The following is a 15,523-nucleotide window of genomic DNA, read 5'->3' on the forward strand; positions in this document are numbered from 1 at the left end:
CTCGCGGATCAGGGTGAAATTAGGGTTTGGCTGATTATTCCCGTGCCAATGCGTCAATCGGATCCAACCTCGCAGCGCTGCGCGCAGGCAGATAACCAAACACGACACCAATACCGGTAGAACACAGGAACGCACTCAGCAGAGCCACCGGCGGGAAGTTGATCTGCCAGCCCGGCATTGCCAACTGCACCAGTAAGCCGATGGTGAACGACAGCACGATCCCTAAAATCCCTCCCACCAGGCAGACCAGCACCGCCTCTATCAGGAACTGTTGCAGAACGTCGCCGGAACGAGCGCCTACGGCCATGCGGATGCCGATTTCTCGCGTTCTTTCTGTTACCGATACCAGCATAATATTCATCACCCCAATACCCCCCACCACCAACGAAATCACCGCCACCAGGATCAGGAACAGTTGCAGCGTACGGGTGGTTTTCTCCGCCGTTTGCACCAGGCTATCCATGTTGTAGGTAAAGAAGTCTTTCTTGCCGTGGCGCAGCGTCAACAGCCGCGTCAGTTGCTGTTCTGCCTCTTGGCTGTTATAGCCATCGCGGATACGCACGGTGATCGAATCGAAGTAGTCGTTGCCCATCAGGCGATTGGCCATCGTGGTATAAGGCACCCAGACGCTGAGCATCTTGCTGCTGCCAAACATGGTTTGCTTTTCCTTCGCCACCCCCACCACGGTCGCAGGCATATTGCCAATCAGGATCACCTCACCCAGCACGTTTTTTTGTTGCGGGAACAGACGGCGCTGGGTGTTGGTATCGATCACCACCGTCTGCGTCTGGGACTCTACCTGCCTGACATCAATAGCCGTTCCCTGGGAAAACTCCATGCCGTACACCCGGAAAAACTGCTCGCTGACGCCCGCCACATTAGCCGCCACATCGATATTGCCAAAGCGCAGACGCATGCTGCTGCGAGTCATGGGAGAAAGCGCGCTGATATAAGGTTGTGCATCCAATGCGCTCAGATCGTCATATTTCAACGCCTGGCGGAGGGTTGGGTCATCGTCACCAAAATCCTTACCGGGATAGACGTCCACGGTGTTGGTGCCGATGGATTTGATCTCGGCCAACACCTGCTGTTGGACTGCATCCCCTATCACCAGGATCGAGATCACCGAGGCAATGCCGATGACGATCCCCAGCATGGTCAATAAGGTGCGCATCTTGTTGGCCGCCATCGCCCACCAGGCCATCGACAGCGCCTCCCGGAAACGGTCGGCCATCTGCTGCCAGGACGGGGCTGGCGTGGCCAGTTCCAACGATTTGGCCTGTGGCTTGCCCTGCGCCTGTGGCCGAGAGTCGCCAATGATTTCGCCATCGTGGATTTCGATAATCCGCTCGGCCTGCTGCGCTACCGCCGGATCGTGGGTAACGATGATCACGGTGTGTCCCTGCTCGCACAGCTGCTTGAGGATCGTCATCACCTCTTTACCTGAGTGGCTATCGAGCGCACCGGTTGGTTCATCCGCCAGGATCACCTGGCCACCGTTCATCAATGCCCGCGCAATGCTGACACGCTGCTGCTGCCCACCGGACAGCTGGCTTGGCCGATAGGCGATACGTTCCCCTAACCCCAGGCGTTGCAGCAAGGCCGCCGCCCTGGCATGCCGGGCCGAGTTATTCATCCCAGCGTAAACGGCAGGCACCTCCACGTTATGCGCCGCACTCAAATGTGGCAGCAAATGATAACGCTGGAAGATAAAGCCGAAATGTTCGCGCCGCAGCTGAGCCAATGCATCGCCATTGAGCGTGGCCACGTCCTGCCCGGCCACGCGGTAAATGCCGCTGTTGGGTTTGTCCAGACAGCCGAGAATGTTCATCAGCGTCGATTTACCGGAGCCGGAAGCCCCGATAATCGCCACCATCTCACCGGCATCTATCCGCAGGCTGACGCTTTTCAATACCTCCAGGGTTTGATCGCCGGATTGATAACTACGCCGGATATTACTCAGTTCCAACAGTGCGGCCATCAGCTGTCCTCCACGCCGCCGCGGCTGACAATCACCTCTTCACCGGCTGTCAATCCACTGACAATTTGCACATCCAGGTTGTTACGCATGCCGATCGTCACCTCCCGCAGCTGTTTCTGGCCATGTTGCAGCACCGCAACGTGGTAACGGTTATCGGCGATCTGCTCCCCTAACGCTACCAGCGGAATAACCAGCGCATCGCTGGCGCCAGCCAGCTGAATATGCACCTGCGCGGTCATTTGCAGGCGCAGCAATCCCTGCGGATTGGGCACTTCGAAACGCGCGTAATAAAAGATGGCGTTATTGACCTTCTCTGGGGTGGGTTGGATGTCTTTCAGCACGCCCTCAAAGCGTGTGTTCGGATCGCCCAGCACGGTAAACCAGGCTTTCAACCCCGGCTTGAGGTGGATCACGTCCGCCTCGGAAACCTGAGCCTTCACCAGCATGGTACTCATGTCTGCCAACGTCAGAATGTTGGGTGCCTGCTGTGCGGCGATCACCGTTTGGCCCTGAAAGGTGGTGATCTGCACCACATCACCGTCCATCGGCGCTTCGATACGGGTATAGGCCAGATTGATCTTGGCGGTATCCAGGCTGGCCTGATTTTTGGCGATCTGCGCCCGGGTGTTTGCCACCTGCGCCTTTTTCACCGCCAGATCGGTGGTTAATTTATCCAGATCCTGGCGCGATAACGCCTGCACCTTGGCCAGCTCGCGGTTACGCTGCAAGGTGACCTCTGCCAGTTGCTGCTCCGCCTGCGCCTGTTGCAGCTGGGCTTGCAGCTGCTGTAGCGTGGCCTCGCCTTCGCGAATGCTGTTTCGTGCCTGTTGGGGATCGATCACGCCGAGCAGTTGGCCTTTTTGCACCTTATCGCCAATCTCGACCTTCAGGCTCTCTAGCTGTCCGCTGACCTGAGCTCCCACATCAACCTTACGTACCGCATCCAGTTGGCCGGTCGCCAAAACGTTCTGTTGAAAGTCACGCTGGGTAACCTTAACCGTTTTAAACTCCGCAGGTAGCGGCTGGCTGAAATGCCAATAGGCCAGCATGGCAATCGCCACTAAAGCGCCTCCTCCTAGCAGCCTACGTTTTGTTCGTCCTTTTAACATATGGATATTTTTCCCTAGCTATTTCGTCTATTCCTGCCAATTCCCAGCCGCAAAGCCGCCATCGAATTAAACCATCACGTGAATCCATAATACCCCCCACCAAGGCCAATATGTGCAGAGAGCTTATTATTGATATCACTTATAACTACCATCCCTTTCATAACGCTTAAGTTATAAATAAAACCATTTATCCCTAATTAATGAATGGCTTTTATCAAGGTACAATGGCGCAGGCAGGATAGCAAAGCCGCCGCCCCTAATCGTGTGCCGAACCTGTAGTGGACAAATACGTTTAAATTGACATGAGTGATAATAAAACTGATTGAAATTTTGAATGACAACTATTATTGATTAATTTACCTGATAGTTCAAATGGAATCTTCCCTTAAATATGCAAATAATCCTACATTTATTGTCTTGAATTCCTAACATCTAAGTTATTACTTAATATAAAACAAGATACATCCTAGTTAAATATAAGACTCCATGATTAAATATCAATTTATTTATTCAGAGAGATTATTAATAGCGTCATCTATTGGCACCATTGATGCCAGCACGATGCAGACCCCAACCAAGCATTTGAGTTTAGGCGGAAGCCCCTTTAGAGGGGAATAAGAGTGAGCTGAATCCCGTTTTTCAAATTATCTGGCATCCGCCCTTGCTTGAGAGACAAAAAAGGAGGTTTGGTAGAGGGGATGTTCAGTGAGAGCAAACTAACGCTCATGCGGCAACTCCAGACAAAGGCTGATCCGATGACAGACTTATCCTCTTCGCCTAATACTCTCGCGATGCCAGAGATCACCGGCGTCACCGTACCTCATGACGGCCTGCATTACCTCAAACCAGAGCTATTACTGGATTTTATCAGCGTGACACCGCGGCCGCTGGTATCCATAACGCCGGTGGCGGTGCTGTATGCTTCGATTGGCGTTTTGCAACGAATTGACCTGCGGAAGATCCCGGTTGCTATCAAAGGGCGGGTCATTTACCCCATTTGCCCCCAGTCTCTACCCAACCTGCGGGCCAAATTGGTGATCAATGGACCGCTGAAGAAGGTTAAGTTTCAGGGAAGCCTCATCCCGGTCACCGAGGCTCAGTCGGTAAAAAACATGACGCTCATTGGCGTGGCGCTGGAGTTTACGGTGCGAAAAACCTGATGATTGGATTAAACGGGCGCAGCATGCGGTTAAAGCAACCTCAGCCGCAGGCTGCGCCCGATATCAGTAACTAAGGCATAGTCAGTATTGCGGTAGCCGAACCAAAGAAATCACCGGCTTCAACGGTCCCCACTTTAGTCAGCGTAGACATAAACTCCAGCGGCATCTTGGTCGCTGCTAAAGCATGGATCCTGACCCCGGTAGAGCCACTCACCCCACCAATGGTCAAGCGGGTTTGCAGGCTACCGTCGCTTCTCAGGTTAACCATCCCGTTACCAGCCGACCCTGCAAGGTAAACCATAACGTCCATTGTTTGCGTGCAACGGATATAACCTGTCTGCCGCGCCTGATGCCCTTCAATATCCCTAAGTTGAACCTGACCATGGGTCAGTTCAATGCTGGTTTCGGTAAATTCACATTTACCCACCGGCGGTGGTACGATCCCGCATAAGCTACTGGGCATCATTCTGCTGCCACCTGCATCTGTGGTCCCGGTGGTCGTTTTAAAGTACATCCCAACGCATTCCTGCGTCACTGCTGGGCCAACGTGATCCTGGGTTCCACTGCGCGGTAGCGAATACTTACGCTGAAAAGCCGCGCCCACATCGCCTACCGTGCGCAAAGTCTGGATGCCATCCAGATATTCCATACCATCAGAAACACCAGGGCCTGCTTCTCCCCCATCACTGTGCCGGTGGCCAATAAATACCGTACATTGCCCCCACCCGTAACACGGATTTGGTGTCGCATCAACGGTGTCCCAGTATTCAATAGTCCACCAATATCTGGCGTTCTCAGGTGTCCCCTCACTGCGGGTAATATAAGAGTAAATCGCGCTATTGGCGCTATACGCTGTCAGCAACGTGACAGCCAAAAGTATCGCTTTAATGGCTTTCATAACTGCCCCTGTGATCATCCCTTATCTACCGCGGACTCATTAGTCACGCCGTCGATTTCAGGGTAAGCCGTATTACGGGCTACTCGTATTCCAATAAAAACGTCGCGCTGGCGGTAAAGTCGCCAGGGTTAATGGTTTTTTGGCTAATCGCATCGGGTTCACCCTGCACATAGGTCCGCAGGCTGATGGTATTATTGCCCGAGATCAGCCCTTGGTTATAACTGCCGGTATTGATCGCGACCTTATTTCCCTGTTGCGTTTCAATACCGATGCCAATACCGCTGGTTTGGCTCGCCCCAGATATCGCCAGTAAACCGTTCAACCTGCTATTTTCCGTGCCGGAAAAGGTCAACTTCACCATATTTCCCAGGCTAAGGTCGCAATCATCGAGGTGTAATACCAATGGCACCCCTAGCGTACGGGTGTTGAGATAAAGATATTTCTCAACGATCGAGCCAAAATCGATATTGATATTTTCATCCGTGACTCGCAATGTGCAAGGGTCAGCCACCAGAGCGCCTCTAAAGCGTACATTATCAACCGCCTGGGATACGTTGGATAAACTGCCAAGCCCTATAGTCAGGGATATTAACAGTGCCGAAAATCGCATGATGGTTTCTCCCTGTTATTGATAATCAGCCTGCAGCGTTGCCGTTGCTTCAAACGCGCCTTCCGTTAAAACTATGCCCACCTGCTGTACTGGCACGGCTTTAAGATGGGGTTTACTGGTGGGCGTGATGGTTATTTCACTTCCAAGAACAAAGGGTTGACCGTCACGCAGAATTTTAATCCCCAGCCCGTTAATATTGGTTTGCACCGCGGCGTTATCAAAAGAGATAGGGTTACCTGTAAGCTTCAATTTCAACGCCCAGCTATGGGTATTTGGCTCACAAACCAGATCATAATTAATGTCCTGCATATAGTTAACGCCATCCACTTTTTTGACACCGACCTTAAGGCCAAAATCAACGGTGATATTATTACCGCTGTTAATGCTACAAGGCGGTGGCTCGAGCAGCGTTCCTCGAAACTCCATATCGCCCCCTGCGGCAAATGCAGTAGAGACAAGGCCACTTATACCCGCAGCCAGTAGGGATAACAGTAGAATTCGCATGTCTTATGCTCCCTTACTGGTAATCAATTAATAACGTGGCGGAGGCGGTAAACTCGCCCCCCGTCAAGGTGGCCCCGCTACGCTTCACCGGCACCGCATACAGCACCGGCTGATTGGGATAGGTGTAGTTAAACCAGGTATTGATATTTAACCGTTGTGTCCCATAGTACAAAGCGATACCCAAATCGCTTTTATTGGTGCTCAAATATCCGGTCCCAAAGCCCGCCGTGCCGCCCTGAATGCTCATTTTCAGATCGTTGGATTTCTGGATGTCACAATTCAGGCTATAGGCAATGGTCTGCTTATAGTTGACGCCATCAATCCGGGTAGTCATCACCTCATCGCCAAAGTCCACCCGAATAGTTTGATTATTATTAATCGTACAGGGCGGTGGCAGTATAACGGTTCCCCTGATATTCACCGGCATCGCGCTGACCGGAACGCTGGTCAGCAAGACACCGAATAGCGCCCCGGCAAGACAACAGCCTGAGGCCCTCGATCTCATGCTCCCCCGGCGATGCTTACCAGGAACAGGATAATATTGTTGCATACGTTCTCTCCTTGCAGACCTGACCCCGCGCCCTCTCCCTGTAACCTGGCACGACCGGTTTCAATTAACTTTTCTTCGCCGGTTCCACCTGGCAGTCCGATCCGCCGCAACGGAACGTCAGCACTGGGCGGCCGCCATAATCGTTGACGTAGGTCAGCACTGGCGATCCCCCTAATACCGACGCGCTGATACCTAAAGGAGCACTGCTTTTCGGCTCCAGCATCAGCGGTTCAAAACCCGTTGCGCTGACGCCCTTTCTGCTGCCCGCATCCACCAGCGTCACGTAGTACGGTGTCGGGTTGTTCACCACATACTTATCGCCCTGCTTGGTCAACGTCAGTTGGTCTTGCCACGGCGTCGCCATCTCGGTGACCGTTTTCACCAACGCTTTTGGCCGATAGAACAGTTTGATGCGCGTCTGCAACGCCAGTTGCAAGGTGTTAGCCTTGTCACTCTTCGGCGGGATTTCACGCAGGTTGAAGTAGAACAACGTTTCCCGATCCTGTGGCAGTTGGCTCAACACCGGTAACGCCTGTACCTTCACCTGGCTCTTGGCACCCGGTTCGATACGCTGTACCGGCGGCAGTACCGTTAACGGACTGGTCACCTTGTTGCCTTTGGTATCCTCTATCCAGCCCTGCGCCAGATACGGCAATTGCGGGTTGTCATTGTTGACGCTCAGGCTGACCGACTTATCGCCGCCAGGAAAGATGATCCGGGTACGATCCAGCGCGATCGCCGCCTGGGCCTGCGTGGTCAGCGCGCACAGTAAGGTTGCGGCGACCAGCGCCATCCCCGTATTGGTTTTCGTCATTTCGTATCTCATTGTATTGTCTCAGCCTTTTTCTGTATTGCAGCCAGGTCTGTGGTGTCTTTTTTCGCGGTTATCGCCCGGCAAGGCAGCAAGAGTTCAGCCATGCCGTTCGCTGGCAATACCGCCGGTAATGTCAGTTCACACTGCGCCTGTTCATCCCAGTGAACCGTCATCGTTTCACCGCGCTCAATACCACTCAGGTACACGCTGCCGGCGTCGCTGACGATCCCCACATCGCGTTTTTTCAGGTTCTGCACCGTCGCCCCGAACGGCGGCATCGTGCCGTCTGCCAGACGGATCACCGCCATGGCCTTCTCACCCGCTATCACGTCAAACCGGCGATAACCTATCGCGCCTTCCGTCAGCGTGGCCTGCACCACCGACTTCATCGCTTCGGCGTTATCCGGCAACTTATCCAGATCGATATTCACCCGGTTGCGGTAATAGCTGTTCATGTCAGCCACCACGGCTTTGCCGTAGCGGTTGGTGCGCACTGGGGCACCGTAGTTACGGATCGGGATATTGGCTACACCATCGGTGTCGACCAGCAAACGGGTGCCTCCCGGGATAGAGACCCGGTGCATTGCTGCACCTTCCGCAGTCGCCGTTACCCCACCCTGCAATGCCAACCCCACCGTGCTGTAGCTCCCGGATTGAGCACTGGCTGTAGCGTTAATCTTTGCCCAATCCGCCTCGTGGCTATAGAAACCACTGGCCAATGGCCCTTTGCGGTTCCAGCCGCTGCTCACCTGATAGCTGCCGCGATCGCCGACCCGGTCTGAGTAGCTGACCCGGTGGGTATTGTCATTACGATCCAGCGTACCGCTGTAGCTCACCGAACCGCTGTTGCCCCACGGCAGCGACAGTGACAGGAACACCCCGTCGTCATTCTGCCCGTTGTACTGATTGCGGTAGCCGGTCATCGACAGGCTGAGGTTCTTGAAGCGGCCAATATCCATGTAGCGCATCAGCGACAGGCTGTAGCGATCGTTGGCGTCCCGATCCCAATAGGTCTGGTGGTCATAGTTCAGGTTGGCCGTCAGCCCTATCTCGCGGAATTGCTGGCTGTAGGACACCGTGTACATCTCTTTGCTGCTCTGGCTGCGGGTTCCGAGGTTACGTACCTCCAGGAATTCCCCCATGGTCATAAAGCTGCGTTCAGAGAAGCGGTAACCGGCAAAGGTCACCTGACCACCAATCTGGTCAAAGTTCTTCGAATAGCGCAGGCGATAAGAGCCACCGCTCAGGGTGTCCCCCTGAGGCAAATTGGCCCGCGACTGCGTCACGTCAAACGACAGTGCGCCAAACGCCATCAGGTCACGGCCAATCCCCACCGCCAACGCGTTGTACTCGTCACCGGCCACCACGCCACCGCCGAACAGTGACCAACCATTGCTGACGCCCCAAGAGAATTCACCGCTACCGAATAGCGGCCCTTGCGTACGGTGCCGCCAGTCTGTTGGCCGCCCACTCGCCAGCTTGTAGCGCACCATTCCCGGGCGGGTCAGGTAAGGAATGCTCGCCGTACTGATAGTGAACGCCTGGACGCTGCCGTCCTGCTCTTCGATCCGCACGTCCATCAGCCCCGATACCGCGTTGCTCAGATCCTGAATACGGAACGGGCCAGCGGGCACCAGGGATTCATACAACACTCGCCCCTGCTGGCTGACCACCACACGGGCGTTGGTACGTGCCACGCCACTCACCTCTGGCGCATAACCACGTAGGTTCGGTGGCAGCATTGCGTCGTCGCTTACCAGGCTTAGCCCGGTGTAGCGGAAGCTGTCGAAAATGTCGGAGTTGAGGAAGTCTTCACCCACAGTCAATTTGGCACGGAGCCGCGCGATCGCCCGGTAGGCGGTATACTGTGTCCACTCAAAGTTGCGCTGGCTGGACTGCCCTGAGCCGGTTTGATGATCAATCTGTGTCTGCCAACTGGCACGCAGCCGCCAGCTTCCCGCATTGGCGCCCACCACCCCGTTGCCGCTCAGGTTATAGCCTTTCTCGACACCGTCGTTTTGATCCTGACGTTGGCTCTGAGCATTGAGGTTGTAATCCAGCAGCAGCCCGGGAATACCGTTATCCCAGCGTGCAGGAGGATCCCAATCGGGAGAGCTGTATTCCAGGTAAGCCTGCGGAACGCTGAGATAGAGGGTGTTGCTGCCCAGCTCGGGGCGCGCCGTCATCCCCTCGAGGCTACCGATCACCAGGCATTGCCCGTTGTGCCACCAGGCCAGATCTCGGGTAAATTCCTCTTTCAGCCCCATTTGTTCCACCAGAGCGGCAGACAAACAGGCTTCGGTCACGTTTGGATCGTTGTCCGTGGGATAAAATGGGATCGTCTGTTCAGGCAGTTCTTGCTGGTTGACGTTAATCAGCAGGCTGTATTCACCCGGCATCACGTAACCACTGCGGGAAAAACGTCCCAAATCGATATTGCCGCGCTCCTGAACATCGAGCACGTCGGTATTGAATTCGATGGGTTTTGCGGCAGAAACCTGGCCATTCACCAGTGCCAGCGCAATCAACAGCGGCAACAAGCGGGTGCGCGGAACCTGTACTCCTACAAGTGGGGTGCTCATCATCCATTGACCTTTATGCGTTAAAACTTTCCCGGGCGTTATGGTTGTTATTAAAGGGAATACCCTGCCGGGGAAGTCAATCTGTCTAGGCGTGCTGACTATCCGTTATCATGTCAGCCTGCAGCTCAGTGATATTCCAGTTGGTAGCGCACCTGTGCGCTATAGGTGCCCGTCTGCAACGGCTGGTTGTTGGCGACCATGCGTGCGCTGTAATTCAGCAGCATTTCTTTGCCCTGCAACACCGGCGTCTGCGGCGGCAACTCCTTACCTGGAACGGCCTCATTCCCCAACGCATCGGTCAGCACCAGCGCTACGCCGCGTGCCTCCCCCTCAACACCGAAGTGCCCATCCTCATTGCGGCCGTCAAACGTGACGCGAAAGTGCTGCTTGCCCAGAATGTTATTGTTGCTGTGCTTAAGCGTGCAGTTCACCAGCCGGATACTGAATGGCCGCGACAACGCCTGACTGTCATTAACAATCCGATCAAAGGGCAGCGTGCCCATATCAACGGTCTGGTCTCGGCTGGTGGTGTCAATATCACAGGCGGTGGCGACTATCGCCCCGTTCATGCTGAGCTGGCTGCCCCCCCAAACCGGCAGTGCAGTCATCGCACCCACCAGTAAAAACAACGAGGTAGCCGTAAAACTATTCACCGACATCCCTGGCTCCCGTAATCCACAAGAACAGCAAAAACTGCATGCGGAAACCGCATGCAGTCACACCGACTATTAGTTGTAAGCCAGGGTAAAGTTAGTGGTCGAGGTGAAGTCACCTTCCTCGATATCCGCCAACGTGGTACCGGCATGCCCTTGCAGATAGGCAGAGAAGCTCAGAGTGTTGTTACCAGCGATCAGGTTCTGGACGGTAGTCGCAGTACCCAGGGTGATCGGTTGGTTAGAACCATCAAACATCGCGATGCTTGCACCTTTTGCCACGCCAGTGATGGCCAGCAGGGTGTTGGTGGTGCCAGTTGCGCCGCCATTTGGACCAGCGAAGGTGACCTGTACCTTGTTCTTGCTAGAGATATCGCAACCTTGCAGTTTGATATCAAAGTTCAGAACGCTGGATTTACCGCCGTTCACCAGAGCCACATTCGCCACCTGGCCAAAGCTCTTGGTCTGATCAAGGCTTTCTGGAGCGATAGAGCAAGGTGCATCAATGATTTTACCTTCGAAATTTACCTTGCCCGAACCCGCATCAGCATTTGCCAGAGAGACCATACCCAGAGACAGAACCGTAGCCAGCGCAATGTTAGTCAGTTTCATGTTTTCTTTATCCTTAAAACGTTAATTTAACGAGAAATCCAGACATACCTAGCCCGACACAATTAAAACGGTGCCTATCAGAACAACGCTGTTTTATTTGACGGTCATTGATATACCCGGCAGCATCCTTTCATTTGGTATAAAAGAAGGCATCCCTTTCCTTCCCCTTTATTTGCGAAGGGGCAGCTCACCAGAAAAGACAAGACTCTTCCGGCGCTTCATCCGATGAATAAAGCGAATTATTAAAATACAACTTTATACGACAGCCCTGAATAGATAGAATTTCAACCATAAAGCAGCCACACACCAATTTTTTCATTGACCCGGGTATTTATGATAAGATAATTCTCAGACCCTTCCATCGGACAACCTCATCTCCTGTCGCCAAAAAATTATTGCAAATACCTATAATTTTTGAAAGTGTTGTTTTCCAAACAGAGCAATTTCGCCATAAAAACCTTATTTATATGCAAGAATATTCTTATTGCGACGACTACGGTCGCAAAAACGAATTACTTAGTATTTTATGCTGCGAAACGCGATATTTGCGAACTCATTGATCGTAAATTTGGTTTTCACGAAACAATAGTCCATGATAGCTTAGAATGGTAAACTGACGCCTCATAAGGAAGAAATGGGGGTTATGATTCTGACAGTATTCCCCTGTGATCACCTAGAAAAGTTAGCAACAAAAGCCAGCAGCATAGGATTATTCCATTTCGAATAGCACCCATCAAGACGCATTAAAAGGAGGTAGTGACATGTCTTATCGCACCAATAAAGAAAGGGAAAAGCAGCTAAATAATGTTTTTATTGCTCTACAAACCCTTTGCAAGCGCGACATTCATCACACAGGCGTTCCCCCGCAAGTTCAATGGCCCAAGACAAGGGAAATCGCAGAATACTCCGAGACGACAATATACCTTGCTCGTTACTATCTGCTGCGATTAGTTGAAAACAAAAAAGCTTATGTTACCTCTGGCGCTCTCAATAACAGTTTACGCTGGTATATTGCTGAGCCATCGCCATCACCTAAACATCATGAAAAAAGGGAAGCGCAGCCCGTTGCGGCGGAAGGCTAAATACGCCTTCCCCCTTCTGACTTGTGTTTGATTTTTTTCTACTGACATTTATCTATCCCGTGTCTGCCACGGTGTTCCACGTAAGGCAGACACGCAGGTTGAAAGGAACTCATGCCATGAAACAACCTCTGTCCATCATGATAATCGATGCTGACCGTTATTTTACCTATGGTCTGGGCTTGGGGCTGCAAGCCTATTTTCAGGCCCGTCAGCAGGACATCCGTCTGCTTGAGGAAACACAGGTTGGCAGCGATATCGACATCATTTTCCTGGGCGATCTGGTCACTAGCTACCCATGGCATTACCGCTTGCATCAACGGAAAAATCACCCGATGGTGTTCTTTATCACTGAGCAGGGGCGCAACAAAAACCAGCTCAAGCCAAGGGTGCATTGCGAACAATGCCATACCAGGGCGCTGTACCGCCACCAGCCGTTATCCTCATTATACGAGCGGTTGGATAGTGTGCTGTTTTCGCCCTTCGCATCGCTAATAGCATCAAGCCACGATTGCACATGTATGTCTCCGTTGACGTCGCGGGAAGAGGAGGTGTTGCGCTGTATACACATGGGAATGAATGGGCAGGATACCGGCAACTATTTGCAAATCAGCAATAAAACCGCCAATGCCCATAAGCAGAACGCCATGCGCAAGCTCAATTTCAGATGCAATCAGGAGCTGTATCAGTGGCTGCTGCAGGGGGGAGGAAACTATCTGAACGAACGGTCGTCAATCAGTCAACCGCGCTTGCCGCAGCCACCAACGTTGCTGGCAGAAACCAACCTCATCTCTCCGGCACAATTAGTGGGACGGCAGAGAAAAGACCGCCCTTACGCTGCCTTGTCCACGCACAAGCAGGCAGACCCCCTCGGCCAGAGGGAGCCGGTCTCCACGTGAGGTGGCCCTCGGAGGCAAATTATAATCGTGGTTTAGCCTGGCTTGCGGTGCTCCGCAGCATGCATCGTAAGGTAGGCATTGAGGTTTTCATCCCCCAGACCCAACGTGCTCAGGATGGCGGCCATAAAGCTGACCGGCGCGGTACCCGGTGCCGTGATAACGCGCCGATCGGCGATGGCATAAGGCACATCCTGATAGTATTGCGCACCACCATAGTTCAGGCTCAACAGGTTTTCTGCCGAATTAGAAGTATGGCGGACCGCATCAAGCACGCCCGCCTGCGCTAAAGCGCGAGTACCATCGCAAATCCCCGCGACGATAGCGTTACTTTGATAAGCCGCGGCAACCAAGGCGGTGATATCCGGTGCCTGTGCGGTTTGCCAGATAGTGCCCCCGCAGACAATCAGCAGATCGACTTCATCAGGCTGAATGGCTTCTATTGCCAGATGAGGGGAAACCAGCATGCCACCTGAAGAGGTGACCTGGGCTGCGCCAGGAGTAGCAAAACGGCAGTCAAAACCGTAGTACCCACGCCCCGTCGAGTTGATCAGAGCGGTTTCCCAATCGGAAAAGTTTTCAGTCAGGAGAGTAATAGCACGTATCATCGGAGTGTCCTTGTCAGTTATGGGGGCAATTTTCAGGATTTTCCTACCCGCAAAAACCAAGAGTAACCTGCACTGTTGACAGTTTCTGTCAGTAGCCAACAGAGGCCCCCTCCCGCAAAGATAACCCGCATTCAATCAGCCAGCGAAACCGGTGCCACGGTCAGCAGCAGGTTGGCAAAGCGCCGCATCTCACCGCTGGCGATCACCAGTAATGTCTCCTGTGATTTTGCCGCATGATAGAAAGCCTCGCGGTTAAGGTAATTGATGGGGCAACCGTCAGGCAGCAGTTGCTGATATTCGGTAGCGATGGTGTTGGTGAAGTCCTGCGGCCAGGCCATCATTGAGGCGTGTTCCACGTTAATGTGCTTGAGCACTTTATCTAATATCACGCTGCTGGCGATCATTCCTGGGGCCAGGTTCAGATAGACAATGGTGGCCTCTTTCGACGAGTTGGTGACGAACGAATAGTTACCATCGGCGATGAGGATCTGGGTTTTATGCCCGCACAGCGCCAGGGCGCCCAACAGTTGCGGATGAATAATATCGGCTTTGATCATAGTTTTCCCGTAGTGAAGGCAAGTGGGCGCAGCATGCAGCGCCCCTACGTTTGAGCCCGGTTGTGGGTGTTACAGATTGCTTCCCATACCTGGCCACAGCTTCGTACCAGCTCCCTCTCCTTTTTGGGGTTGGGTAGGATCACATACGGTAAATACCGCCGTTAATGTCGATGGTGGCACCAGAGACGAAGCCGTCATATTCCGAGGCGAGGAATTTAATCACCCGAGCAACGTCTTCCGGGCTCCCCGCGCGGCCAAGGGGGATGCCGTGGATGGTTTCATCGGCAGATTCTTTGCTGGTATGCAGGTTATGGAAGCGAGTGCCAAGAATAAGCCCCGGCGCTACGGCGTTGACCCTGATGCCATATTCACCCAGTTCCGCAGCCAGGGAACGAGTCCAGGTTAATACCGCCCCTTTGGCCATGGAGTAAACCAGTGAACCAGAATGCCCGCCGGCACGGCCAGCCAGTGAGGCCAGATTGACGACGCTGGCTCCGTCCTTGGCGCTTTTTAAGTAAGGTAGCGCGCTTTGCGTGACGTTCAGCATGGTCGTCATATTGACATCAATCACCGTCTGCCAGAATTGGCGGTCGATCTCACCGAGCCATTTACGGGCGATAATGCCGCCCACGTTATTGATCAGTATGTCTATCCCCCCCAAAAACTCGGCGGCGGCAGCGACACATCGCTGAGTATCTGCGGTATCGGTTAAATCAGCATAACCATAGGCGGCGCGTTGACCGCGTGAATGGGCTAGCTCAGCCAGTTCCTTTGGCCCCTCTTCGCCGCTGAAATAGTGGATGTAGATGTCACACCCGGCGTTAATCAACTGTTCTGCGGTAGCTTTGCCAATCCCCTGCTCGGCTCCGGTGATAAACACTTTCTTACCCGTTAGATTTCCCATTTTATT

General features: G+C 53.3%; 16 protein-coding genes. 3 read left to right on the plus strand and 13 right to left on the minus strand.

All coding sequences use genetic code 11. The annotated features are described in order from the left end of the window. Positions 1-34: 34 nt before the first annotated feature. Together macB and macA are read right to left on the minus strand one after the other, a co-directional pair. Positions 35-1,981: a macrolide ABC transporter ATP-binding protein/permease MacB gene (gene macB, locus WN53_RS03890; RefSeq protein ID WP_024482976.1), complete on the minus strand. Its 1,947-nt coding sequence runs from the start codon at positions 1,979-1,981 to the stop codon at positions 35-37. Then, entirely contained in the window at positions 1,981-3,030 is a 1,050-nt protein-coding gene (gene macA, locus WN53_RS03895; RefSeq protein ID WP_235166927.1) for a macrolide transporter subunit MacA, read from the minus strand. The genes macB and macA overlap by 1 nt, the downstream gene beginning before the upstream one ends. 815 nt (positions 3,031-3,845) lie before the next feature. Between macA and WN53_RS03900 the strand changes: the two genes are divergently transcribed. Further along, positions 3,846-4,250, plus strand: a complete 405-nt coding sequence (locus WN53_RS03900) for a hypothetical protein (RefSeq protein ID WP_024482978.1) — start codon at positions 3,846-3,848, stop codon at positions 4,248-4,250. 70 nt (positions 4,251-4,320) lie between these two features. Here the strand turns inward: WN53_RS03900 and WN53_RS26750 are convergent, their stop codons facing one another. The 8 genes from WN53_RS26750 to WN53_RS03940 all read right to left on the minus strand — a co-directional run bounded on the left by WN53_RS26750 (position 4,321) and on the right by WN53_RS03940 (position 11,473). Then, positions 4,321-5,148: an MrpH family fimbial adhesin gene (locus tag WN53_RS26750; protein WP_024482979.1), complete on the minus strand. Its 828-nt coding sequence runs from the start codon at positions 5,146-5,148 to the stop codon at positions 4,321-4,323. A gap of 79 nt (positions 5,149-5,227) precedes the next feature. Further along, on the minus strand, positions 5,228-5,659 hold the full coding sequence (locus WN53_RS03910; RefSeq protein ID WP_238393646.1) for a fimbrial protein: 432 nt from the start codon (positions 5,657-5,659) through the stop codon (positions 5,228-5,230). A 114-nt stretch (positions 5,660-5,773) separates the two neighbouring features. Then, positions 5,774-6,262, minus strand: a complete 489-nt coding sequence (locus WN53_RS03915; protein WP_024482981.1) for a fimbrial protein — start codon at positions 6,260-6,262, stop codon at positions 5,774-5,776. A 13-nt stretch (positions 6,263-6,275) separates the two neighbouring features. After that, positions 6,276-6,812, minus strand: coding sequence for a fimbrial protein (locus WN53_RS03920; protein ID WP_235166924.1), 537 nt, complete (start codon positions 6,810-6,812; stop codon positions 6,276-6,278). 64 nt (positions 6,813-6,876) lie between these two features. Then, positions 6,877-7,626 carry a fimbria/pilus periplasmic chaperone gene (locus tag WN53_RS03925; RefSeq protein WP_024482983.1) on the minus strand — a complete coding sequence of 250 codons (750 nt, stop codon included), beginning with the start codon at positions 7,624-7,626 and terminating at the stop codon, positions 6,877-6,879. 8 nt (positions 7,627-7,634) lie between these two features. Beyond that, the gene (locus tag WN53_RS03930) at positions 7,635-10,211 is read right to left on the minus strand and encodes an outer membrane usher protein (RefSeq protein ID WP_024482984.1); all 2,577 of its coding nucleotides are present in this window, start codon (positions 10,209-10,211) and stop codon (positions 7,635-7,637) included. A 122-nt stretch (positions 10,212-10,333) separates the two neighbouring features. After that, on the minus strand, positions 10,334-10,867 hold the full coding sequence (locus WN53_RS03935; RefSeq protein ID WP_024482985.1) for a fimbrial protein: 534 nt from the start codon (positions 10,865-10,867) through the stop codon (positions 10,334-10,336). Positions 10,868-10,936: 69 nt separating this feature from the next. Then, positions 10,937-11,473 (minus strand): fimbrial protein, encoded by a 537-nt coding sequence (locus WN53_RS03940; protein ID WP_024482986.1) that lies wholly within the window; start codon positions 11,471-11,473, stop codon positions 10,937-10,939. A gap of 761 nt (positions 11,474-12,234) precedes the next feature. Here WN53_RS03940 and WN53_RS03945 point away from each other — a divergent pair. Beyond that, the gene (locus tag WN53_RS03945; protein ID WP_024482987.1) at positions 12,235-12,555 is read left to right on the plus strand and encodes a FaeA/PapI family transcriptional regulator; all 321 of its coding nucleotides are present in this window, start codon (positions 12,235-12,237) and stop codon (positions 12,553-12,555) included. A gap of 116 nt (positions 12,556-12,671) precedes the next feature. Continuing rightward, positions 12,672-13,451, plus strand: a complete 780-nt coding sequence (locus tag WN53_RS26755) for a helix-turn-helix domain-containing protein (protein WP_024482988.1) — start codon at positions 12,672-12,674, stop codon at positions 13,449-13,451. 32 nt (positions 13,452-13,483) lie between these two features. On the opposite strand, the gene WN53_RS03955 is transcribed toward WN53_RS26755, so the two are convergent. From WN53_RS03955 to WN53_RS03965, 3 genes are all read right to left on the minus strand, one after another. Further along, positions 13,484-14,056, minus strand: coding sequence for a type 1 glutamine amidotransferase family protein (locus WN53_RS03955; RefSeq protein ID WP_024482989.1), 573 nt, complete (start codon positions 14,054-14,056; stop codon positions 13,484-13,486). Between the two features lie 131 nt (positions 14,057-14,187). Next, positions 14,188-14,613: an RbsD/FucU domain-containing protein gene (locus WN53_RS03960; protein ID WP_024482990.1), complete on the minus strand. Its 426-nt coding sequence runs from the start codon at positions 14,611-14,613 to the stop codon at positions 14,188-14,190. Positions 14,614-14,752: 139 nt separating this feature from the next. Then, positions 14,753-15,517, minus strand: coding sequence for an SDR family NAD(P)-dependent oxidoreductase (locus WN53_RS03965; protein WP_024482991.1), 765 nt, complete (start codon positions 15,515-15,517; stop codon positions 14,753-14,755). Positions 15,518-15,523: the final 6 nt, after the last annotated feature.

The organism is Serratia fonticola, from assembly GCF_001006005.1.
GTDB classification, from domain to species: Bacteria; Pseudomonadota; Gammaproteobacteria; order Enterobacterales; family Enterobacteriaceae; genus Chania; species Chania fonticola.